22 protein-coding genes and 1 tRNA gene are annotated in these 20,652 nt (G+C 59.2%); 5 read left to right on the top strand and 18 right to left on the bottom strand.

What is annotated here, in order from left to right; genetic code table 11:
• Positions 1-54 precede the first annotated feature (54 nt).
• Positions 55-420: a hypothetical protein gene (locus FX984_RS11845; protein ID WP_146476754.1), complete on the bottom strand. Its 366-nt coding sequence runs from the start codon at positions 418-420 to the stop codon at positions 55-57.
• A gap of 337 nt (positions 421-757) precedes the next feature.
• On the opposite strand from FX984_RS11845, the gene FX984_RS11850 reads away from it, so the two are divergent.
• Positions 758-1,366: a hypothetical protein gene (locus FX984_RS11850; protein ID WP_027603649.1), complete on the top strand. Its 609-nt coding sequence runs from the start codon at positions 758-760 to the stop codon at positions 1,364-1,366.
• Positions 1,367-1,489: 123 nt separating this feature from the next.
• On the opposite strand, the gene FX984_RS32715 is transcribed toward FX984_RS11850, so the two are convergent.
• Positions 1,490-1,702 (bottom strand): hypothetical protein, encoded by a 213-nt coding sequence (locus FX984_RS32715; RefSeq protein WP_146476771.1) that lies wholly within the window; start codon positions 1,700-1,702, stop codon positions 1,490-1,492.
• 220 nt (positions 1,703-1,922) lie between these two features.
• Positions 1,923-2,012 (bottom strand) — tRNA-Ser (locus FX984_RS11860).
• A gap of 336 nt (positions 2,013-2,348) precedes the next feature.
• Here FX984_RS11860 and FX984_RS11865 point away from each other — a divergent pair.
• The 3 genes from FX984_RS11865 to FX984_RS11875 all read left to right on the top strand — a co-directional run bounded on the left by FX984_RS11865 (position 2,349) and on the right by FX984_RS11875 (position 5,088).
• The gene (locus FX984_RS11865) at positions 2,349-3,041 is read left to right on the top strand and encodes a crotonase/enoyl-CoA hydratase family protein (protein ID WP_146476755.1); all 693 of its coding nucleotides are present in this window, start codon (positions 2,349-2,351) and stop codon (positions 3,039-3,041) included.
• 212 nt (positions 3,042-3,253) lie between these two features.
• Positions 3,254-3,976: a lysophospholipid acyltransferase family protein gene (locus FX984_RS11870; protein ID WP_108573725.1), complete on the top strand. Its 723-nt coding sequence runs from the start codon at positions 3,254-3,256 to the stop codon at positions 3,974-3,976.
• A gap of 140 nt (positions 3,977-4,116) precedes the next feature.
• Positions 4,117-5,088, top strand: a complete 972-nt coding sequence (locus FX984_RS11875; RefSeq protein ID WP_027603646.1) for a magnesium and cobalt transport protein CorA — start codon at positions 4,117-4,119, stop codon at positions 5,086-5,088.
• Here the strand turns inward: FX984_RS11875 and FX984_RS11880 are convergent.
• The 3 genes from FX984_RS11880 to FX984_RS11890 all read right to left on the bottom strand — a co-directional run bounded on the left by FX984_RS11880 (position 5,085) and on the right by FX984_RS11890 (position 9,271).
• Positions 5,085-5,810, bottom strand: a complete 726-nt coding sequence (locus FX984_RS11880; RefSeq protein WP_027603645.1) for an amidotransferase — start codon at positions 5,808-5,810, stop codon at positions 5,085-5,087. The genes FX984_RS11875 and FX984_RS11880 overlap by 4 nt on opposite strands.
• A 94-nt stretch (positions 5,811-5,904) precedes the next feature.
• Positions 5,905-8,049 carry a 3-hydroxyacyl-CoA dehydrogenase NAD-binding domain-containing protein gene (locus FX984_RS11885; protein ID WP_146476756.1) on the bottom strand — a complete coding sequence of 715 codons (2,145 nt, stop codon included), beginning with the start codon at positions 8,047-8,049 and terminating at the stop codon, positions 5,905-5,907.
• Between the two features lie 16 nt (positions 8,050-8,065).
• Positions 8,066-9,271, bottom strand: a complete 1,206-nt coding sequence (locus FX984_RS11890) for an acetyl-CoA C-acetyltransferase (protein WP_092355451.1) — start codon at positions 9,269-9,271, stop codon at positions 8,066-8,068.
• A gap of 639 nt (positions 9,272-9,910) precedes the next feature.
• Between FX984_RS11890 and FX984_RS11895 the strand changes: the two genes are divergently transcribed.
• Positions 9,911-10,717 (top strand): c-type cytochrome, encoded by an 807-nt coding sequence (locus FX984_RS11895; protein WP_146476757.1) that lies wholly within the window; start codon positions 9,911-9,913, stop codon positions 10,715-10,717.
• A gap of 28 nt (positions 10,718-10,745) precedes the next feature.
• Here FX984_RS11895 and FX984_RS11900 read toward each other — a convergent pair whose 3' ends face one another.
• The 12 genes from FX984_RS11900 to FX984_RS11955 all read right to left on the bottom strand — a co-directional run bounded on the left by FX984_RS11900 (position 10,746) and on the right by FX984_RS11955 (position 20,630).
• Positions 10,746-11,549 (bottom strand): transglutaminase family protein, encoded by an 804-nt coding sequence (locus FX984_RS11900; protein WP_027603641.1) that lies wholly within the window; start codon positions 11,547-11,549, stop codon positions 10,746-10,748.
• A complete protein-coding gene (locus FX984_RS11905) occupies positions 11,546-12,496 on the bottom strand; it encodes an alpha-E domain-containing protein (RefSeq protein ID WP_027603640.1) in 951 nt (316 codons plus the stop codon). Before FX984_RS11905 ends, FX984_RS11900 begins: the two co-directional genes overlap by 4 nt.
• A 4-nt stretch (positions 12,497-12,500) precedes the next feature.
• Positions 12,501-13,910 carry a circularly permuted type 2 ATP-grasp protein gene (locus FX984_RS11910; RefSeq protein ID WP_027603639.1) on the bottom strand — a complete coding sequence of 470 codons (1,410 nt, stop codon included), beginning with the start codon at positions 13,908-13,910 and terminating at the stop codon, positions 12,501-12,503.
• 454 nt (positions 13,911-14,364) lie between these two features.
• On the bottom strand, positions 14,365-14,706 hold the full coding sequence (locus FX984_RS11915; RefSeq protein WP_015885395.1) for a ribonuclease E inhibitor RraB: 342 nt from the start codon (positions 14,704-14,706) through the stop codon (positions 14,365-14,367).
• 213 nt (positions 14,707-14,919) lie between these two features.
• Complete coding sequence (locus tag FX984_RS11920) at positions 14,920-15,156, bottom strand: hypothetical protein (RefSeq protein ID WP_027603638.1); 237 nt, start codon at positions 15,154-15,156, stop codon at positions 14,920-14,922.
• A gap of 103 nt (positions 15,157-15,259) precedes the next feature.
• Complete coding sequence (locus FX984_RS11925) at positions 15,260-15,865, bottom strand: START domain-containing protein (protein ID WP_027603637.1); 606 nt, start codon at positions 15,863-15,865, stop codon at positions 15,260-15,262.
• Between the two features lie 41 nt (positions 15,866-15,906).
• Entirely contained in the window at positions 15,907-16,161 is a 255-nt protein-coding gene (locus tag FX984_RS11930; RefSeq protein WP_017527406.1) for a YkgJ family cysteine cluster protein, read from the bottom strand.
• Between the two features lie 162 nt (positions 16,162-16,323).
• Positions 16,324-16,815 (bottom strand): hypothetical protein, encoded by a 492-nt coding sequence (locus FX984_RS11935; RefSeq protein ID WP_027603636.1) that lies wholly within the window; start codon positions 16,813-16,815, stop codon positions 16,324-16,326.
• 104 nt (positions 16,816-16,919) lie between these two features.
• The gene (locus tag FX984_RS11940) at positions 16,920-18,359 is read right to left on the bottom strand and encodes an aminotransferase-like domain-containing protein (RefSeq protein WP_017527404.1); all 1,440 of its coding nucleotides are present in this window, start codon (positions 18,357-18,359) and stop codon (positions 16,920-16,922) included.
• A 271-nt stretch (positions 18,360-18,630) separates the two neighbouring features.
• Entirely contained in the window at positions 18,631-19,446 is an 816-nt protein-coding gene (locus FX984_RS11945; protein ID WP_027603635.1) for an OmpA family protein, read from the bottom strand.
• A complete protein-coding gene (locus FX984_RS11950; RefSeq protein ID WP_027603634.1) occupies positions 19,443-19,805 on the bottom strand; it encodes a DUF4398 domain-containing protein in 363 nt (120 codons plus the stop codon). The genes FX984_RS11945 and FX984_RS11950 overlap by 4 nt, the downstream gene beginning before the upstream one ends.
• Positions 19,806-19,814: 9 nt before the next feature.
• Positions 19,815-20,630 carry a substrate-binding periplasmic protein gene (locus FX984_RS11955; RefSeq protein WP_027603633.1) on the bottom strand — a complete coding sequence of 272 codons (816 nt, stop codon included), beginning with the start codon at positions 20,628-20,630 and terminating at the stop codon, positions 19,815-19,817.
• Between the last annotated feature and the right edge of the window lie 22 nt (positions 20,631-20,652).

A 20,652-nucleotide genomic window follows, 5' to 3' on the forward strand; every position in this document is an offset into this window, starting at 1 on the left:
ACCCATAGCAGTCATCTGAACCGCATTGATCGACAGAAATGTCCACCGCCAATCCTAAAATCGTGAAGGTAGCTCATTTCCGGTCTTGATATTCGAAAAGACCTCATCTGGATCTGCCTGACACCAATATCTAAACAGAAGGCGAGGTTCGGTATTTCCGAAATACTGATCAACGGTGCTGTCGGGCGGCACGGTCAATTTAGGTGCTAGCCATTGCTGCGCTAAAACACCTATTGGTTTGTCAGACGACCAAATAATCCAAGTAGCCTTGCCTCCATTGATACCCGGTAAGTAGCCGGCATCTTGTATCACTTCGATTAAGGCGCGCAGCGTTGCTGATGGATCGAGTGTGATCGACGTCGCATGGCTTCCCAGATCATCTCCTGCATGAACGCTATCTCGATCAATGGCAACTTCCAACGTGACTACTCCTTTTTTACCGCTGTGCTGTCACTAGATCGTCCAGCGTAGAGACATCAACAGCTACCTGTCCACAGCCTGCTTTTGGCCGCAAGCTGACGTTGATCATACCGTGCAAAAGCAGGAAAAAGTGGACGTTAGGCACGAGCCTGTTGAAACTGACGTCGAATTGACCCAGAGGCCTATGCCACACTGCCCCATCCCGTCAGTAAATATCTAGTGCTGGTAATAGTTCACAGGGTAGGATCCTGGATCAGTAAAGTTTCTGTAACAGGGCCAATCCAGCACTGGCGATAATAATCTCAGGCGATATACACGTTTTACCAGAGGTGAAGTAATGCCGTTAGATAAAGATTGGCAGCCAAGTTTTGGGACTATCTTCACGTGGTTCGCCATGGATCGACATGGGCGTATAGCTGTAATGGTGAATAACTGTTTCGGCCCTATCCCTTCGAGCTTGTTGGCTATTCCAGAGCTAGAGAAAAAACTCGACAGTATAAATGAGTTTATGTGGGAAGAGTCGCGTGAGTTTCAAAGTTATCCAAAAAACAAGGAAGGTCAAACTCTTTTAGATATATATAGGTTTCGCAGGGAGCTCAAACCCTCGTCGCGCGGCGAAATGGAACGCATAGTCTTAGAGAGTTCGAACTTTTATCAAGAGCTCACGGAGTATTCAATTCCATCAATAAAAGGCTTCTATGTTTATCACGCGCTAGAAGATTACGTGTCCAGCGAAGACAATCCGATTGGTTATGAGGGCGACGCGGGAATTGGAGACTACTTTCGATATTTGATTCCAACGGCATGCGCTAGCATCGAAGACTTCCCTGAAGAATTAAGGTCACTAATCGCCGTATCCGACACATTAGATTTCACAGTTGACCGAGCCATATTTAGTATGTCAATCAATCAGAGTTTTAAGCGATCTTTTAATCAACAGACGTGAAAGATTAGCAGTTTTTAAAAAGTATTCGTTTCATCGGCTACGCAGTGAAGCGCTCTGGATTTGTAGACAAACGGAGTGTCAGTTATTGGCCGATTGCTGCCTGCGAGGTGATATTCCCTAGGCCTACCGCAGGCACATTATCGCGTCGGTAATCGCTTTTGCATTTGTGTCCAGAGTTGCCGTGGCCATGATTGCGTTATCTGCAGCACTCACTACGCCATTCTCTGGAAGCCACTTAGTGGTCTCTTCAATCGCCGCACCCAAGGCATGCTGAATGTGCAGGAGCAACGTCAAAGCGTCTGCTGCAGCGATATTGCAACCTGAGTTATCTGGCAGTCGTCCTTGATGAGAGTTGCGGAAATCCTAATTCACGCGGGCTAGAACAGTTTTCTGGTCCAAGTGTTGGCTTTTGAGCCCATCATACTTCTTCCGCTAATTTTCACACCAGAACAGGGCGCCAGTCTCATGGCGGTCCCATGAGGGCATTTTTCGGACGCAAAAAACCACAAACCCCCGACTTTCTCTAGGAAAATCAGGGGTTCGCGTTTTCAAAATGTGGCGGTGAAGGAGAGATTCGAACTCTCGATACAATTTCTTGTATACACACTTTCCAGGCGTGCTCCTTAAGCCACTCGGACACTTCACCGTATCTCGTCAAACCAGTTCAGTCTGTCGAGGCGCGCTAATGTAGTCGAAAGCCTTTCTGATGGCAAAGGTTTTTTTCAGAATTTTCATGCGGTTAGATGGGTATGCCGGGATGTGCCCGGCGAGGGGTGGTGATTCTGCCATTCTTGGGCATGGGCGTCCTGTGTCTGGGGCCAGTGTTGCGCCCTGCTCCAGGCCTTCCGGCGTTCTCCCTGCGGGGAAAGTCTGACTGGGCAGTCAGTCACGGCGCTTTACCGGGGCGGGCGTGGTGGGTAACGTCTGCGCATGCGCCTTTATAAACAGCCTCTCTATAACAAATCCTACAAGGAACCGCGTCATGAGTGAGTTGATTGCTTACCACCTCGAAGACGGTATCGCGACCCTGACCCTGAGCAACGGCAAGGTGAATGCCATTTCTCCGGATGTGGTCAGTGCGTTCAATACAGCGCTGGACCAGGCCGAGAAAGATCGGGCGGTGGTGATCATCACCGGCACGCCGGGGATCCTGTCGGGTGGGTATGACTTGAAGGTGATGACAGCCGGCCCCAAAGAAGCCATCGGCCTGGTGACGTCGGGCTCGACATTGGCACGTCGCCTTTTGTCCCACCCGTTTCCGGTGATTGTGGCGTGCCCTGGGCATGCGGTGGCCAAGGGTGCTTTCCTGTTGTTGTCGGCAGATTATCGGATCGGGGTGGAAGGCCCGTTCAGAATTGGCCTGAATGAGGTGGCGATCGGCATGACCATGCACCACGCCGGTATCGAGCTGGCGCGGGACCGTCTGCGTAAATCGGCGTTTCATCGCTCGGTGATCAATGCCGAGATGTTTGACCCGCAAGGCGCGTTGCAGGCCGGTTTCCTCGACAAGGTGGTGGCACCTGAAGAGCTGCAGGCGGCGGCGCTGGAAGCGGCACGTCAGTTGAAGAAGCTGAATATGAATGCCCATAAGCACACCAAGCTGAAGGTGCGTAAGGCGTTGCTGGAGGCGTTGGATGAGGCAATCATCCAGGATCAGGGGCATATCCTGAGTTAATACCTACAACCGGAACATCGAAGCCCGACCTTGCGTCGGGCTTTTTCGTACAAATGAATCCGAAACATCTTTAGCCGCTCTAGCCTGCCTATATCGGCACATGATGAAACATGTGCTTAAACATCGCCCATCTCCTACCTCTTTACGGGTAATTGCCGAATTCAGTGCACATCCGTACACTGCGCCACCTTTTATCCCGATGGGCCGTGTCGATGCTTTTTCTGTTACGCATGTTATTGATGGGCCTGCACTTTATGGTGGCCGGTGTACTGGGCGTGCTGCTCGGGGCCTGCCGGCCATTCCACCCGGACAACAGTCGCTTGTGTGCGCGCCTGTATGCGCTGCCGGCCATGTGGATCCTGCGCCTGAAGGTGAAGACCGATGTCGACTCCCTGCGCAACAAGCCTGGTACGTGTGTGATCATCGCCAACCACCAGTCCAACTATGACCTGTTTGTGCTGGGCACCGTGGTGCCCCATCGCACCGTGTGTATCGCCAAAAAGAGCCTGAAATGGGTACCGCTGTTCGGCCAGTTGTTCTGGCTGGCGGGCAATGTGCTGATCGACCGCGGCAATGCGCACAAGGCACGTCGCGCGATGCTCACCACCACTCATACGTTGCAGCATCAGGACACCTCGATCTGGGTGTTTCCGGAGGGCACGCGCAATCTGGGCAAAGGCTTGTTGCCGTTCAAGAAAGGCGCGTTTCATATGGCCATCGCCGCTGGCGTGCCCATCGTGCCGGTGTGTGTCAGCAATTACGTCACCCATATGAAGCTCAATCGCTGGAACAGCGGTGATGTGCTCATACGCTCGTTGCCGCCGATTCCTACTGTGGGCCTGACTTCGGATGACATCCCGCAGTTGATGCAGACCTGTCAGGCGCAGATGGATGAGTGCATTACAGCGATGGATCGCGAAGTGCAACCTGCCTGAACACCTTCCGGGGGGCCTGGCCTCCCCACGCAAACAAGCTTGCTCGTCACAAAAAGCGAGCACCTGCAGACGCCGCAACGGAACGTCATTCAAGCTAAGCTGCCCAACACCTGTCCTCCTAATAAGAAGTGATCAGCACCATGGGTAGAGTTGTTGCGGCCGCCGTGTACAGCGCCGGAAAGAAAGTCACGGATATCACCCTAGACGAAGGCGCGGCCTGGGCCGCCAAACCCGGGCATTTTGTGTGGATCGGCCTGGAAGAGCCCAACGCCCAGGAGTTGGCCAACCTGCAACGCCAGTTCAACCTGCATGAACTGGCCATCGAAGATGCCCTGGAAAAACACAGCCGCCCCAAGCTGGAAACCTTCGGCGACGCACTGTTTATCGTCACCTATTCACCGGTGCGCGAGAACGGCAAGCTGGAGTTTATCGAGACCCATATCTTCGCCGGCAACGGCTACATCATCACCGCGCGTAACGGCCATTCGGCGTCCTACGGCTTTGTTCGGCAACGCTGTGAGGCGCGGCCGTTATTGCTGGAGCATGGGGAAGATTTCGTACTCTACGCCCTGCTGGATTTTGTCACCGAGAACTACCAGCCGGTCAGCGAGGCGATCCACGCCGAGATCGATGAACTGGAGCACAACGTGCTGTGCAGCTCGCTGAGCGAGCGCGATATCCAGAAGATCCATGGCCTGCGCCGCGACGTGCTGCGACTCAAGCGCTATGTGGCGCCGATGGTGGAGATCAGCCAGGAACTGCAGAAGCTGAGCTTTCCGTTTATCGACAAGAACATGCGCCCGTATTTCCGTGACGTGCAGATCCACGTCACGCGGCAGATGGAAGACCTCACCACCCTGCGCGATATCGCCAGCCAGACCATCGAGATCGGTGTATTGCTTGAGGCCTCGCGCCAGAGCGTGGTGCAGCGCAAGTTTGCCGCGTGGGCGGCGATCCTGGCGTTCCCCACCGCGGTGGCGGGGATTTATGGGATGAACTTCCAGAACATGCCCGAGCTGCAATGGCACTACGGCTATTTTGCGGTGCTCGGGTTTATTGCGTTCGGTTGCACCGGCTTGTGGGCCAGTTTCAAGCGCTCGGGCTGGCTTTAAACCCGGGCCTCAGGCTTGTGCGCCACGAAGCGCATCATCCATTCCGCCACGGTCACGCCGTGGTGGTCGCGCGCCAGGCTGGCCACGCCGTTTGTGTAGACTTTTTCACCCAGGGTTGTCTGAAGAATCTCCAGCAACTCGCGGGAATAATCATGGATAAATTCCGGGTGCCCCTGGAAGCACAGCACCTGGTCGCCGATGTGATAGGCGGCGAACGGGCAAAACTCGCTGGAGGCGATGACCGTGGCATTGTCCGGCAAGGTGGTGACCTGGTCCTGGTGGCTGATCAATAGCGTCAACTCTGGCACTTCAGGGCTCATCCACGGCGCCTTGGTATCCAGTTTGTAATCGTGAATGCCCATGCCCCAGCCCTGCCCCGCGCGCTCGGCCTTGCCGCCCAGCAGCAGCGCGAGCAATTGATGGCCGAAGCAGATGCCCAGCAACTTGTCGCCGCGCTCATAGCGTTCGAGCAGGTAGGTCTTGAGGGTCTGGATCCAGGGGTCGGTGCCGAAGGAATCGGCCTTGCTGCCGGTCACCAGGTAGGCGTCGAACACTTCGTCGTCCGACGGGTATTCGCCCTGCACCACGTTGTACACAACGAATTCGGCGGCAATCGGCTGCTTGGAGAACAGGCGCTTGAACATCTGCCCGTAGCCTTGGTATTGATCGATCAAGCCTGGACGCAGGATATCGGTTTCCAGGATACAGACGCGTAGCGACATAAAAAATACCTGACACGGTGATGGGAATAATGCACACCCGAGAGCCTGCCTTGAAATACCCTGACAAGGCAAGCCCTGTGCATGCCCAAAACCGTCAGAAGGTCGTGTTCTGCGCAGCTTTGTCGAGCAACAATGCCGGCGGCGAGAACCGCTCCCCATACTGTTCCGCCAGGTAGCGGGCACGGGCGATAAAGTCATTGAGGCCGTACTGGTTGATAAACTGCAACGCGCCACCACTCCAGGCGGCAAAACCGATCCCGAAGATCGACCCCACGTTGGCATCCGCGGTGGACATCAACACGCCCTCCTCTACGCAGCGCACGGTCTCGATGGCCTGGATAAACAGCAAACGGTCGCGCACATCCTGTGCTGAAATGCGCTGGTCGGCTCGCTCAAAGCGCGCTTTCAATTCAGGCCACAAATGCTTCTGCCCGCCCGCCGGGTACTCGTAGAAACCGCCTCCCGCCGCCTTGCCCGCGCGTTTGTACTCGTTCACCAACAGATCAATTACCACCGTCGCCGGATGGCGTGGGACTGTTTTACCTTCCGCCTGCAGATCCTTGGCAGCCTGCTGTCGGATATGACTCATCAGGCTGAGGGACACTTCATCGGACACCGCCAGCGGCCCCACCGGCATACCCGCCTTGCGCGCCTCGGTCTCGATCATCGGCGCAGCCACGCCTTCGCCGAGCATGGCGATGCCTTCATGGGTGAAGGTGCCGAACACCCGCGAGGTGAAGAACCCGCGACTGTCGTTGACCACGATCGGAGTTTTCTTGATTTGCAGGACGAAATCGAACCCTCGGGCCAGGGTTTCGTCCGAAGTGCGGGCGCCCTTGATGATTTCCACCAGGGGCATCTTGTCCACCGGGCTGAAGAAATGCAGGCCGATGAACTTGCCTTGATCCGGCACCGCCGTGGCCAGGCCGCTGATGGGCAAGGTAGACGTGTTGGAGGCGATCACCACGTCGGCGCCGACCACATTGTGTGCGGCAGCCGAGACCTTGGCCTTGAGTTCACGGTCTTCGAACACGGCCTCGATGATCAGGTCACAGCCGGCCAGATCAGCATCCGAAGCCGTAGGATGAATCCGCGCGAGGGTGGTTTCGCGCTGCTCAGCGGTCAATTGCCCACGGCTGACCTTCTTCTCCAGCAGCGCCGTCGAATGCGCCTTGCCCTTCTCGGCGGCCGCCTGGTTGATGTCCTTGAGCACCACATCGATACCGGCGCAGGCGCTGACATAGGCGATGCCTGCGCCCATCATCCCCGCACCGAGTACCCCGACCTTACGCGTCACGTAAGGCGCAAAGCCCTGAGGCCGCGAGCTGCCGGCGTTGATTTCATTGAGTTGGAACCAGAAGGTGCCCATCATGTTTTTCGCCACCTGCCCGGTGACCAATTCGGTGAAGTAGCGGGTTTCAATCACATGTGCGGTATCGAAATCCACCTGCGCGCCTTCCACGGCGGCGCAGAGGATTTTCTCCGGGGCCGGGAAGCAGCCGTTGGTTTTGCTGCGCAAAATCGATGGTGCGATGGCGAGCATTTGCGCCACTTTCGGGTGAGACGGCATACCACCGGGAATCTGATAGGCCTTGTTGTCCCACGGCTGACTGGCCTGCGGATTGGCGAGAATCCATGCGCGGGATTTGGCCAGCAGCTCAGTGCGATCCGCCGCCAGCTCATCGACCCACCCGGCTTGCAGCGCTTGCTGGGGCCGGACTTTCTTGCCTTCGAGCAAATACGGCAAGGCCTTCTCCAGCCCCAGCATGCGCACCATCCTCACCACGCCACCACCGCCTGGCAGCAGGCCAAGGGTGACCTCCGGCAAACCGAGTTGTACCGACTTGTCGTCCAGCACGATGCGGTAATGACACGCCAGGCAGATCTCCCAACCGCCGCCGAGGGCTGCGCCATTGATGGCGGCCACCACCGGCCTGCCGAGGGTTTCCAGGCTGCGCAATTGCGCCTTCAACACCAGGACGCTGGCGTAGAAATCCTGGGCGTGGGCCTTGTCGACCTTGATCAGTTCATTGAGGTCGCCGCCGGCGAAAAAGGTCTTCTTCGCCGAGGTGATAACCACACCGGCAATGTCGTCCTTTTCCGCTTGCAGGCGTGCGACGGTGGCCGCCATTGCCTCACGGTACGCGGCGTTCATGGTGTTGGCGCTCTGGCCGGGCATGTCGAGGGTCAGCACCACGATCTGGTCCTGGCCTTTTTCGTAACGAATGGCAGCGGTCATGACAAATTCCTTGGGCTCAGAGGCGTTCGATAATGGTGGCGATGCCCATGCCGCCGCCGACACACAGGGTGGCCAGGCCGTAGCGCTGCTGGCGCACCTCCAGTTCGTCGAGCAGGGTGCCGAGGATCGCGCAACCCGTGGCGCCCAGCGGGTGGCCCATGGCGATGGAGCCGCCGTTGACGTTGACGCGCGCGGCGTCGATGCCCATGTCCTTGATGAACTTGAGCACCACCGAGGCAAAGGCCTCGTTGACCTCGAACAGGTCGATGTCTTCTACGCGCAAACCGGCCTTGGCCAGCGCTTTACGGGTGGCCGGCGCCGGGCCTGTGAGCATGATGGTCGGGTCGGTGCTAGTGACGGCCGTGGCGACGATGCGTGCCCGCGGTTGCAGGCCCAGCTCGCGGCTCTTCGCTTCGGAGCCGATCAACATCAATGCGGCGCCGTCGACGATGCCCGAGCTATTGCCCGGTGTGTGTACATGGTGGATGCGTTCTACATGGCTGTAGACCCGCAACGCGGTGGCGTCGAAGCCCATCTGCCCCATCATTTCGAAGCTGGGCTTGAGCTTGCCCAGGCCTTCGAGGGTGGAATCGGCGCGAATGAATTCATCATGGTCCAGCAGCACAATGCCGTTCTGGTCCTGCACCGCGATCAACGACTTGTTGAAGGAACCGTCTGCACGCGCCCTGGCGGCTTTCTGCTGGGACTGCAGGGCAAAGGTATCGACATCCTCGCGGGTGAAACCTTCCAGGGTGGCGATCAGGTCGGCGCCAATGCCCTGGGGCGTGAAGTGGCTGTGCATGTTGGTCTGCGGGTCGAGCACCCAGGCCCCGCCATCGCTGCCCATGGGCACGCGGGACATGGACTCCACGCCGCCGACCACCACCAGGTCCTCAAAGCCGGAACGCACTTTCATCGCGCCGAGGTTAACCGCCTCCAGGCCCGAGGCGCAGAAGCGGTTGATCTGTACACCGGCGACGCTGACGGCCCAGTCCGCCACCAGGGCGGCGGTCTTGGCGATGTCGGCGCCCTGGTCGCCCACCGGGGTAACGCAGCCGAGCACGATGTCATCCACCTGCTGGGTGTCGAGGTCGTTGCGTTGTGCCAGCGCGGTGAGCAGGCCGGCCACCAGGTTTACCGGCTTGACGCTGTGCAGGGCGCCGTCGGCCTTGCCTTTGCCGCGGGGCGTGCGTATCGCATCAAAGATCAAAGCTTGGGTCATGACGTCCTCGAACCATTGCGCAGTAATGCCCTTACCTTAGGCCCGATTGACACGGTTTCAATGACGGATGCGCTCATTGCTTTTGACCGCCACGCTCGGACGAACGGTAGGCACCTAAGGTAATTGCTGGATTAATCGTTTTAGCTGTCTAGCCAAGGCATTGGCGCCAAGATGGCGTTATGCCTCATGCCTTTTTAAGCTGAAATGTTGATCAGGTGATATGAAATGGGTCTAAGCCGCGCAGAACGAGGGCTCTAAGGTTCAATCAGTAAGAAGTTGCTGCCGGGTTTTGCTGGAGCAGCTGTAAGAAAAGCGACACGTCACATTGCGATACTCATATTCAACGGCACGCATTTGACGCTCAGGAATAACAACAAAAGGCAGTCAGCCATGTTCAAACATTCGAAAGTACGTCAGGCGGGACTTATTCTGTTCGCCACCACATTGATTCTGATCTTGCCCAACTTGACCAAGGTCATTGGGTGACCTCTTCTTGAGCCTGTTCTTTCCTCAGGATTACCGCTTTTGGCAGCACCTGCCGGGACTTCGTGCATAGCGATCCTGTTGCAGGTGCTGCCTTTTTACCTGCACTTTTCCGCTATCGTGGGCCCTATCGCCACTTAACACGGGGCCGCCGTCTTGAAACCGATCTTCGCATTCCTTGCCTTGTTGCTCGCCCTGCCCGCTTCGGCGGCGCAATTGACCGTCGAGCTGGATCACAGCCGCAAGACCTTGCAGACCGCCGACCTGCTCAAGCATCCGGACGCGCAGACAGTGCAGGTCGTCGATGACGTTTCCTACAAGCGCAACATGACCTATCGCGCAGTACCGCTGGCAGTGCTCCTGCCGGGCCTACAGCCCGATAATCATCTGCAAGCCGTTGCCCTGGATGGCTTCGCCGCCGAACTGACGGCTGCACCGTTGCTGCAAAAAAACGGCGCCCGCGCCTGGCTGGCCGTGGAAGACCCGGTCCACCCATGGCCCCCGTTGGCAGACGGCAAGCCGAGTGCCGGGCCGTTCTACCTGGTGTGGACCGATCCGCAGGCCGGGCATATCAGCCCGGAGCAGTGGCCGTTCCAGATCTCCGCGATCAAGCAGTTGAAGACGGTGGCCGAACGTTTTCCGGCGCTGCTGCCCGACCCGACGCTGGCTGCGAATGATCCGGTCAACCAGGGCTTTGCGCTGTTCCAGAAGAACTGCCTGGCCTGTCACCGCCTCAATGGCGCCGGCGATGCACAGGTGGGGCCGGACCTGAATGTTCCCTACAACCCTACGGAATATTTCAGCGGCGACTTCCTCAAGCGCTATATCCGCGACCCGCAGAGCCTGAGGCACTGGCCGCAGGCGAAGATGCCAGCGTTCGCCGCCAGGGTGTTGCCTGACAGCGAGCTGGAATTGCTGGTGGGGTACTTGAAGCATATGGCGGGGCGTAAACAACACCCCTGATCCCAGCCTGATCTCGGTGGCGAGCGGGTTATTGCTGCTGGACCAGGACCACCGGCGTCGGCGCCACGAATACCTTGGCATGCATCTGCTCATGCCCACCGCCACGGCGCATGCCGCGCACCGGGCAAGCGTCGAGGTAGTCCAGGCCCACGGCCAGTTTCAAATGCCGCTCCGGCCGGGCCAGTTGGTTGGTCACGTCAAAGCTGTACCAGGCGTCATCCAGCCAGGCTTCGGCCCAGGCGTGGCTGGCCAGGTGAGTACTGTCTTCCGTGTACAAATACCCCGACACATACCGCGCAGGAATGCCCAGGCTGCGCGCGCAGGCCAGGAACGCATGGGTATGGTCCTGGCACACCCCCGCCCGCCCTGCGAAGGCCTGGGCGGCGCAGGTGTCGACTTCGGTGGCGCCGGGCGTGTAGACCATCGACTGGTTGAGGGCGTGCATCAGGTCGATCAACGCGGTGCGATCACGACGCTGGTGGCAATGCTGCTGCGCAAAAGCGCGCAGGGCGTCGTCGGGCTCGGTCAGGCGGGTGCAGCGCAGGAACGGAAAGGCTGACTGGCTCTCGTGTTCAGCCTCACGCAGCTCATCGATATCCACCTGGCCACGGGCGCCAATAATGATGGCGTCGTGGGGTTCGTCCAGGGTCAGCACGTGCAGGATGTTGCCGAACGGGTCGATCTGCGCGCGCACCGGGCGAGGCAGGTCCAGTTGCCAACTGAGCACGTGCTGGCGCTCGCTGTCGTGGGGCGTGAGGCGCAGGTACTGGATGCTGGCGCGTACCTGGTCTTCGTAGTGGTAGGTGGTTTCGTGGCTGATGGAGAGTCTCATGCGGCCTCCAGGTAGGAACTGTAGATGGCGTCGCCCAACTGGCGGACCAAGGGGATAAAGTCGGTCAGCCAGGCGTGCAGGCCTTCCTCGAGGATTTCATCGATCGCGGTAAACCGCAGCCGCGCGTCCATCTCGGCCGCCAGACGCTGGGCCGGACGGCCGTTGATGCCGGGCAGGCTGGCGAGGATCTGGTCGATCTCTTCGCTGCAGGCCCGCAGGGAGCGCGGTACATCGGCGCGCAACAGCAACAGTTCCGCGACTTGCCGGGCCCCTGGGGCGTCGCGGTAGATCTCGGTGTAGGCCTCGAACGACGATAACGCGCGCAGCAAGGCACTCCATTGATAGTAGGCGTGGGCGGTGCCATCGGTAACGGCTTCGGCCTGGTCACCGGCCATTTCATAGCGCGCATCCAGCAGGCGCAGGGTGTTGTCGGCGCGCTCGATAAACGTACCCAGCCGAATAAAACGGAAGGCGTCATTGCGCATGATGGTGCCGTAGGTCGCCCCTCGGAACAGATGGGAACGCTCCTTGACCCACTCGCAGAAGCGGCTCATGCCGTAGCGGCTGAGGCCCTGCTGTGAGATTTCGCGAATCTCCAGCCAGGTTGCGTTGATGTTTTCCCACATGTCGGCAGTAATTCGCCCACGCACAGCATGGGCGCTGGCCCGCGCGGCACCGAGACAACTGTAGATGCTGGCCGGGTTGGCCGCATCCAGTGCGAAGAAATGCAGCAGGCGTTCGGCGTGCAATTCGCCGTGGCGCTCGCGGTAATCATCCAGCGTGCCGGTGATCAACAGCGGCATGGCCAGTTCATGCAGGCCATCACCGCGCCCATCCTGGGGCATCAGCGACAGCGAATAACTGACATCGAGCATGCGCGCGAGGTTTTCCGCGCGTTCCAGGTAGCGCGACATCCAGTACAAATCCGAGGCAGTTCTACTCAACATGGCATCAGTCCTCGACCACCCAGGTGTCTTTGGTGCCGCCGCCCTGGGACGAATTGACCACCAGCGACCCTTCACGCAGCGCGACACGGGTCAAACCGCCGGGTACCACACGGGTTTCCTTGCCGGACAACACGAACGGGCGCAGGTCGATATGGCGCGGCGCAATGCCGTTTTCGACAAAGGTCGGGCAGGTGGATAAACACAGGGTTGGCTGTGCGATATAGGCGTGGGGCTTGGCCTTGATACGCGCGCGGAAGGCTTCGATTTCCGCGGCCGTGGACGCTGGGCCCACCAGCATGCCGTAGCCGCCGGAGCCCTGGGTTTCCTTCACCACCAGGTCCGGCAGGTTGGCCAGCACGTGGGACAATTCGTCGGGCTTACGGCACTGGAAGGTGGGAACGTTCTGCAGGATCGGTTCTTCGTCCAGGTAAAAACGGATCATCTCGGTGACGAAGGGGTACACCGACTTGTCATCCGCCACCCCGGTGCCGATGGCATTGGCCAGCACCACATTGCCCGAGCGATACGCCGCCAGCAGGCCGGGCACGCCGAGCATGGAGTCGGGGTTGAAGGCCAGCGGGTCGAGGAATGCGTCGTCGAGGCGACGGTAGATCACGTCCACGGCTTTGGGGCCGTCGGTGGTGCGCATGAACACACGGTCATCGCGCACGAACAGGTCGGCGCCTTCCACCAACTCCACACCCATTTCCCGGGCTAAAAATGCATGCTCGAAAAACGCGCTGTTGAAGCGCCCCGGGGTCAGCACCACGACGCTGGGATTATCCAGGGGGCTGGCGCTTTTCAGGGTATCGAGCAGCAGGTTGGGGTAATGATCGATCGGCGCGATGCGCTGGGCCGCGAACAGCTCGGGGAACAGGCGCATCATCATCTTGCGGTCTTCGAGCATGTAGCTCACGCCGCTGGGTGTACGCAGGTTGTCTTCCAGCACGTAGTAGGTGCCGTCGCCGTCGCGTACGAGGTCGACTCCGGAGATGTGGGAATACAGGTCGCGGTGCAGGTTCAGCCCCTGCATTGCCAACTGGTATTGCTCGTTGGCCAGTACCTGTTCGGCGGGAATGATCCCGGCCTTGATGATGCGTTGTTCGTGATAGAGGTCGGCGAGAAACATGTTCAGCGCCTTGACCCGCTGGATGCAGCCACGCTCGACCATCCGCCATTCGCTGGCGGGAATGCTGCGGGGGATGGTGTCGAACGGAATCAGGCGCTCGGTGCCCTGCTCGTCGCCGTAAAGCGTGAAGGTGATCCCGGCGCGGTGAAACAGCAAATCGGCTTCGCGCCGGCGCTGGGCCAGCAGTTCAGCGGGGGTGTCGGCCAACCAGCGGGCGAACTCGCGGTAGTGAGGGCGAACCTGCCCTGCCCCATCGTACATTTCGTCGTAATAAGTGCGGATCATGCCGTACTCCTTGTCACCCGGACGCAAGAACCATCGCAAGGCCCGTGCCAGCGGCATAAACACTTAAAAATCAGTGAGTTGAATATAAGCAAAGACCTGATCGCACCGTCCTGGTGCGCGGAATCCCCACTGCACTGCCGCACGCTTCATGGCAATGCAGGCTTTGGCTATCAACAGCATAGTCAGAGTTGATTTCACTGCCCGTGCCAGCCTGCGGATAATTCTCCCCATCCGCTGAACAGGACACGTCCTACAGCCTTACCCATCCCGCACTCGGTACCTTGAAGCTCGTGTACTGACCGGCTCCTTCGGTCTTCCCTTTCAGCCACCCTTTTCGGGTGGCTTTTTTTTGTGCGGGAAAGGGCAACGGTAGTTCCGGAAATTTTCACACAGCACATACAAAATCGGCCGACCCCAGGGTCAGCCGATACGCTGTGTTGCTCATACAATGGCGCTACATGGGTAACCCACGCACCTCCTGCTTGACGCCCCAACCTTCGATGATTCCGCCCAGCGGCTCGACCACCGCTTCAAAGTCCTGCTCGAAGTCTCCTATGCCATCGTAGGTTGCAAACATGATCTTGCTCAGTTCCAGGTACCAGGCGCCATCGTCGCGCGCACTGACCTGGGCATTCAGGGACTCACCACGAAATTCACCCGCAGCCCTGCGCGCCCGTTCCTCATCCGGGAAAATGGCGTAGAACTCAATGGGGTGGAACCGTGAAAAGTCGAAACCGCCTTCTTTCATGCGGCGCAGAACGTTGGTGCTGATGTCTTCTTGATAGGCTGTGCTCATGAAACGTCCTCCTCAAACCGATGGATAGACTTTCCGTGCTTCCCAAAGCCCGCGCGCTGACGGCGCGGGTACCACGGCAACAACATCACCACGGGAAAACAAGCATGTAGCTGACAAGACCAGACCTTAGCGATTCATTCGCTGATCTCACTTGCAGAGTAGCGCGAAGCTATCACCTCCACCAGAGGTGCTTGAATGGCATACAGGAAATGTTCAGGCGGCGGGAGAGATGTCGAGGATTTGAATACTGTTCTGGTCTTTGAGGATCTTGACCGTTGGCTCGGGCTTGCGGCCCTCAAGGTCGTTGAGGTCCAGTTCGGCGGCCACGGGCACCAGCTTGTTGCGGATCATGTGTGCCGCATCTTCGAGGCTGGGCTTGTGCTCGCAGGTGAACTGCTCCACGGACTGTACGCCGTGATCATCAACGAAGGTAATCTGCCACTTTTGCATCGGTGCCTCCTCGATAAAACCCATGTGTGGGCTTACATCTATCTGGACCTTGAGGGCTCGGCAAACGTTCCACTCAAGTCAGGAAGCACCGGATCAAGCACAGTTATTTTTCAGCGTGTTCCTTCAAGGCTTTCAGGGTGTTGAACGGCGCTTCCACCACGAACTTGTTGGCCAGCCACGACGGCACGCTGCCGCCTGGCTCGGTGTGTACCTGGTAGGTGACTTCGGTCTCATTGGCGCCTTTAGGGACCAGTTTCCAGAAGCCCTCGACCTGAGCGACTCGCACGTAGCCTTTTTCTTCGGGCTTGTAGGTCGGCACGCCCTGCAGCTTGCGGGTTACGCTGCCGTCGGCGTCCTTGGTGGTGGTGACATGGATGTACGAATCACGATCGGTCACCGGGAACGGCGCCTTGAACTGGGTGTAGGTCCAGGCCTCATCGCCTTTCTTGTCCACCAGCTTCTGGGATTTGCATTCATGAATCCACGAGCAGGCACCAGCCACATCTTCCTGCAGGGCCTGGATCCTGGCGACAGGCGCCTTGATCACGGTCACACCGCGATACGCCTTGTATTTGGAGCCGGCGACTTCGCTCAGGGACACTTTGATACCGTCTTCATCCTTGGCAACCTGCCAATCCTCTGCCTGGGCAGTGGCAGCAAATACCAGGGTAAAACCGCACAGCACAGCCATTCGTTTCAGCGAACCCATTGTTGTATTCCTTATTGTTGAAGTTCCGATAGTAAAGCCCCTCAAGCCGCCGTCATCTGCTCCCACCAGCCGATCAACCGGATCGCATCGGCCTGGTCGGTGCCGCAGACATCGATATCCGCCTTGAAATCACTGCACACCGCCGGGCGCTCCGGCTGGCCGAACAGTTGGCACAGCTGTTCGACCGACAGGTGCAGGCAGCGTTCGCCCGCCGGTTTGCCATTGGGCATCCCGGGTAACGGCGAACTGATGGAGGGGGCGATGCAGCAGGCGCCACAGCCTTCACGGCAATTCATGACCAGCAGGTCCTCGACGACTCAATAGGGACGGCCGGGCTAGGGTACGCCCTTAAACAGTCGTTTTAAAATGGGTTAACAGGGGTTTTTCGCACAAAACAAAAGTGACCGACCAGTCTGCGACAGATGGTCGACGGCCTGCGTCACTTTGTAGGAAAAAGTTTACTGTTTGAACTCGAATTCCAACGCGGCACCTTCCACTTCACGGCGCTCTTCGTTGCGCAGTTGCAGCTTCATCTCATTGCTGAGCAAACGGCCGTTGATCTGGAACGCACTGTTGTCGGTGGGCTTTTCACCGAACATCGGCGGCAACAACGGCACGCTCTTGGGCTTGGGCACGGTCCCCAGGGGCTGCAGATGCCTGACCATGTCCGAAGGCAGGGACAAATCCAACTGTGCCGGTGGCAGTTTGGTCTGTGCCACTTCCTGGGCTGACTTGGATTTTTTCGCCGTCGACGCACGTTTTTTCGCCGTGGCGGTTGGTTTTTTCGCGACGGGGGCTTGCTTGGCGGGGGAAGGTTTTTTTGCCGGGGCATCCTGCCGGGTATTGGCAGCGGGCTTGTTTTCAGCCACGGGTGCCGCCGCCAGCGCTGTGCCGACGTTACACAGGCTTAACAGGCCAATCACCAAAGCAGCGCGAACAATCGAGGTCATATTGCCTACAGCATTAACGGCAGAGGGCCATATGCTCGCTTGTTGTGCGCGGCATGACAAGCGCGGTGATCAGCCAGCTATCGGCGCTGCGCCTTTTCGGCGCCTCAAAAGCCGGCTGCGGTTTCCTGGCATAGCTGGCTGGCCAGCATCCCCAGGGTCATCAGCGCACGCTCTGCTTCGCGGTTCCACGGTGTGCCGCAGTTAAGGCGAATACAGTGGTTGAACTGCTCGGTATTGCTGAAGATCAAGCCCGGCGCAATGCTGATGCCCTGTTGCAGGGCGCGCACGTGCAGTTCCTGGGTATTGACCCGCCCTGGCAAACTGACCCACAAGATAAAGCCGCCCGTCGGACGAGTCATCTGGGTGCCTTCCGGGAAATACTGCTGCACCGCCAGTTGGAAGGCGCTGAGATTCTTGCGGTATTCCTGGCGGATGTAACGCAGGTGCCGGTCGTAGCCGCCGTTCTCCAGATACGCTGCCACGCCCATCTGGGTGACGCTGCAGGCCGAGTGGGTGCTGAACATTTGCAGGCGCTGGATTTCCTGCTGGTACTTGCCGGCGATCATCCAGCCGATGCGCACACCCGGCGACAAGGTCTTGGAAAAGCTCGAGCAATAAATGACCCGGTCCAGGCGATCATAGGCCTTGAGGGCCTTGGTGCGGCCGAGTTCGAACATCAGTTCGCCGTAAATATCGTCTTCGACAATCTGGATGTCGAAATCCGAGGCCAGGCGCAGCAACTGTTTCTGCCGTTCCTCGGGCATGGTGCCGCCCAGGGGGTTGCTCAGGCGCGTGGTCAACACCAGGGCCTTGATCGACCATTGGTTGGCGGCCAGTTGCAGGGCTTCCAGGCTCATGCCGGTGGACGGGTCGCTGGGGATCTCGATGACCTTGAGGCCCAACAGGTCGGCCAGTTGCAGCAAGCCGTAATAGGTCGGCGATTCAGCCGCGATCAAGTCGCCGGGGCGTGTCAGCACCCGTAGCGACATCTGCAAGGCGTCAACACAGCCGTGGGTGATCACCACTTCGGAGGGGTCCACCACCACGCCGGCGTCACGCATGCGAATCGCCACCTGGCGACGCAGCGGCTCGAAACCGGGGCTGAACATGTAGCTGAAGGCGCGTGGGCTCTGGAAGCGCGTGACCTTGGCCAATTGCTGGTGCAGCGCCCGTACCGGCAGATAGTCGACGCTCGGCACGGCGGCGCCCAGGGGAAATACACCTTCGCGGCGCGACTCGCCCAATACCTGCTGGATAATGCTGCTGCGGGTGACCAACCCCGGGCGCTCGACCCGCGCGATGTCCGGCGTGGGCGCCGTGAGTGCTGGTGTCTGGTGCACGTAGTAACCGGACTGCGGCCGTGCCCGGATCAGCCCCTGGTCTTCCAGGTTGGCGTAGGCCTGCAATACCGTAGCGTGGCTGACATTGAGCTGGGAGCTCATCTTGCGCACCGAGGGCACGCGCTCGCCAGGTTGATAGACACCGCGACGGATGTCCTCAGCCAGTTGCTGGGCGATACGTTGGTAAAGCAACAGATTGGTCATGACGCAGCACTCGATTTCACGGGTATTTTATTTTTGTGTGAAACATACCAGCACAGTTTAGAAGTGTACGGGGACAGTTGCCACAATAGTCGAGCGCGCGCGGGAGTGACAGTAAAAACTGTAAGGTGAGTGGAGAGAATATTCAGATGTATACAGAACAATGTGGGAGGGGGCTTGCTCCCGATGACGGAGTGTCAGTCGCCGAAAATAGTGACTGGTCCACCGCTATCGGGGGCAAGCCCCCTCCCACCCTTTTGATTTGCGCAAGGCTTCAGCGAGCGGCGCCCAACTGGCCCTTCTCGTCGGAGAACACTATTTCCACGCGACGGTTCTGCGCGCGGCCACGCTCGGAGGCGTTGGCTTCCACCGGGTACTGGTCGCCGTAGCCTTCAACCTGGATGCGCTTCTCATCGATCCCCAGGTCCACCAGCACATCGGCCACCGACTGCGCACGATCACGGGACAGCTTGAGGTTTTCCTGCTGACCACCGGTATTGTCGGCGTACCCCTCGATGCGCACCACACGCTTGGGGTTCAGTTGCAGGAACTGCACGATTTTCAACACCGTGCGGTTGGCCGAATTTTTCAACTCCGCTTCGCCGGTATCGAACAGCACGTCGCCCAGGGTCATCACCAGGCCGCGATCGGTCTGGGTGGTGGTCAGGCTGGCGATCTGTTCTTCGAGCCATTTACCCTGCTGCTGCACGCTGATCAGCTTGCTTTCGCGCAGGGCCAATTGCAGGCGCTGGCGTTCCAGTTCGAGCTTGGCGGCACGCTCTTCGTTAAGTGTCTGCTCGGTGTGTTCGCGGGCGATGGCACTGTAGCGCTGGCTCAGGTAGGCGTAATGCACCACGTCGGCACCGCTGCCCCAGTAGCTGGACAAACGGTCGGCCCGCGCCAGGGATTCGCCGGCGCGGATCACGTCCTTGGGTGCGATACGCAGCACGTTGGCGTCTTCCTTGACCTTCTGGAAGTCGCTGCCCGCCTGTTGCAAGGCCTGTTCGCCATTGGGGTGGCTGGCACAACCGCCCAGTGCCGCACTGCCCAGCAGCACCGCACAGCCCAGACCACGGATCATCGGGTTCATTGGGCTTCTCCCAGCTGCAATTGCTTGCGCAGGCGCGTGATGCGGGTGTTGAGCACGTTCAGTTGTTCCTGGCTCTTGCGGGTCAGTACCTGGGCTTCGGCAAGGCGCGCGTCCAGCTCGGCCTGTTCGGCCTGCATGCGCGCGTCCTTGTAGGATTGCTCGGCCATGTCGGCCTTGGCCTGGGCGAATTTGTCCTCGGCCAGTTTCAGTTCGGGTGATTCATCGGCGCTGGCGCCCACGGCGTTGGCTTGTTCCAGGGCTTGCTGGGTGAGGCGAATTTGTTCATTCGGCGCAGGATCGGCCGCACATCCCGCCAGAGCGACAACGGCGAGGGCCGCGAAAAAAGGTCGAAGAGTCACTGAAAATCCCTACTTTGTTGGGGTGCCGACGGGTTGTTGCAATTGCGCTTTCCAACGCTCCAGATTGCGCTGCAGCGCGGCTTCCGTCACACCAGACCCGGGCAATTCTGTCATCTTTTTGGCCAGCTGTCCGCGCAGCCACGGATCATTGCAGGCCGAGTTGTGGGAAATCGCCAGGTACAGGCCGGGCTGATCGACGGGCACGTCGCGGGCGACCAGGTCATTGCTCATCCCTAACGTCTGGGCCATGGCCATGCCGGAGTAACGCCCGGCCAGCACGTAGTCCACTTCCCCCAGCAGCAGTTTCTGGAAGGCCGGGGTCAACGTGGGCAGGCGTTGCAGGGTCAGTTGCTGGCCGGCGAAGGTTTCAAAGTCGCGGCTCAAGCGTGCTCGCTCCGACACTGCACCCTTGTGGCCATGCAGGTCGGCCGCCGTGGTATAGGCCAGCGCCGAATCCTTGCGGGTCCAGACCAGATAATCGAGCTGTACCAGCGCCGGGTGGATGTAGTCGAGGGTTTCCAGCTCGCCAAGGTTCAGCGGTGCATCGGCGAGGATGTCCATGCGCCCGCTGCGCACTTCGTCCAGGGCCAGGGAACGCTTGCCGCCGTAGAGCAGGTCGATTTTCAACCCAAGCTCCTTGGCTACCTGTTGCAAGACATCGGCGGTGGCGCCGATCAGGTGCGTCGGGTCTTGGGGATCGCGCCACAGCAGCGGCGGTGCGTCCGGGCTGCCGGTGATCACCAGGCGGTCACATTTGCCGGCTGCCTGGGTCAGGCTCGGCAGCAGCGTAAGTCCCAGCAGTACGGCCCAGGGGCGCAGTTCCATGGCGGTTTCTCCGGCGTTCAAA

Origin of the sequence: Pseudomonas marginalis, assembly GCF_008692035.1 — a bacterium.
In the GTDB taxonomy this organism is placed as follows: Bacteria; Pseudomonadota; Gammaproteobacteria; order Pseudomonadales; family Pseudomonadaceae; genus Aquipseudomonas; species Aquipseudomonas marginalis.

Bases quoted from the DNA above. Each gene is read 5' to 3' on its own strand.
- FX984_RS11850 (WP_027603649.1), top strand. From the start codon at position 758: ATGCCGTTAGATAAAGATTGGCAGCCAAGTTTTGGGACTATCTTCACG.
- FX984_RS11865 (WP_146476755.1), top strand. From the start codon at position 2,349: ATGAGTGAGTTGATTGCTTACCACCTCGAAGACGGTATCGCGACCCTG.
- FX984_RS11870 (WP_108573725.1), top strand. From the start codon at position 3,254: ATGCTTTTTCTGTTACGCATGTTATTGATGGGCCTGCACTTTATGGTG.
- FX984_RS11875 (WP_027603646.1), top strand. From the start codon at position 4,117: ATGGGTAGAGTTGTTGCGGCCGCCGTGTACAGCGCCGGAAAGAAAGTC.
- FX984_RS11880 (WP_027603645.1), bottom strand. From the start codon at position 5,810: ATGTCGCTACGCGTCTGTATCCTGGAAACCGATATCCTGCGTCCAGGC.
- FX984_RS11885 (WP_146476756.1), bottom strand. From the start codon at position 8,049: ATGACCGCTGCCATTCGTTACGAAAAAGGCCAGGACCAGATCGTGGTG.
- FX984_RS11890 (WP_092355451.1), bottom strand. From the start codon at position 9,271: ATGACCCAAGCTTTGATCTTTGATGCGATACGCACGCCCCGCGGCAAA.
- FX984_RS11900 (WP_027603641.1), bottom strand. From the start codon at position 11,549: ATGAGACTCTCCATCAGCCACGAAACCACCTACCACTACGAAGACCAG.
- FX984_RS11905 (WP_027603640.1), bottom strand. From the start codon at position 12,496: ATGTTGAGTAGAACTGCCTCGGATTTGTACTGGATGTCGCGCTACCTG.
- FX984_RS11910 (WP_027603639.1), bottom strand. From the start codon at position 13,910: ATGATCCGCACTTATTACGACGAAATGTACGATGGGGCAGGGCAGGTT.
- FX984_RS11915 (WP_015885395.1), bottom strand. From the start codon at position 14,706: ATGAGCACAGCCTATCAAGAAGACATCAGCACCAACGTTCTGCGCCGC.
- FX984_RS11920 (WP_027603638.1), bottom strand. From the start codon at position 15,156: ATGCAAAAGTGGCAGATTACCTTCGTTGATGATCACGGCGTACAGTCC.
- FX984_RS11925 (WP_027603637.1), bottom strand. From the start codon at position 15,865: ATGGGTTCGCTGAAACGAATGGCTGTGCTGTGCGGTTTTACCCTGGTA.
- FX984_RS11930 (WP_017527406.1), bottom strand. From the start codon at position 16,161: ATGAATTGCCGTGAAGGCTGTGGCGCCTGCTGCATCGCCCCCTCCATC.
- FX984_RS11935 (WP_027603636.1), bottom strand. From the start codon at position 16,815: ATGACCTCGATTGTTCGCGCTGCTTTGGTGATTGGCCTGTTAAGCCTG.
- FX984_RS11940 (WP_017527404.1), bottom strand. From the start codon at position 18,359: ATGACCAATCTGTTGCTTTACCAACGTATCGCCCAGCAACTGGCTGAG.
- FX984_RS11945 (WP_027603635.1), bottom strand. From the start codon at position 19,446: ATGAACCCGATGATCCGTGGTCTGGGCTGTGCGGTGCTGCTGGGCAGT.
- FX984_RS11955 (WP_027603633.1), bottom strand. From the start codon at position 20,630: ATGGAACTGCGCCCCTGGGCCGTACTGCTGGGACTTACGCTGCTGCCG.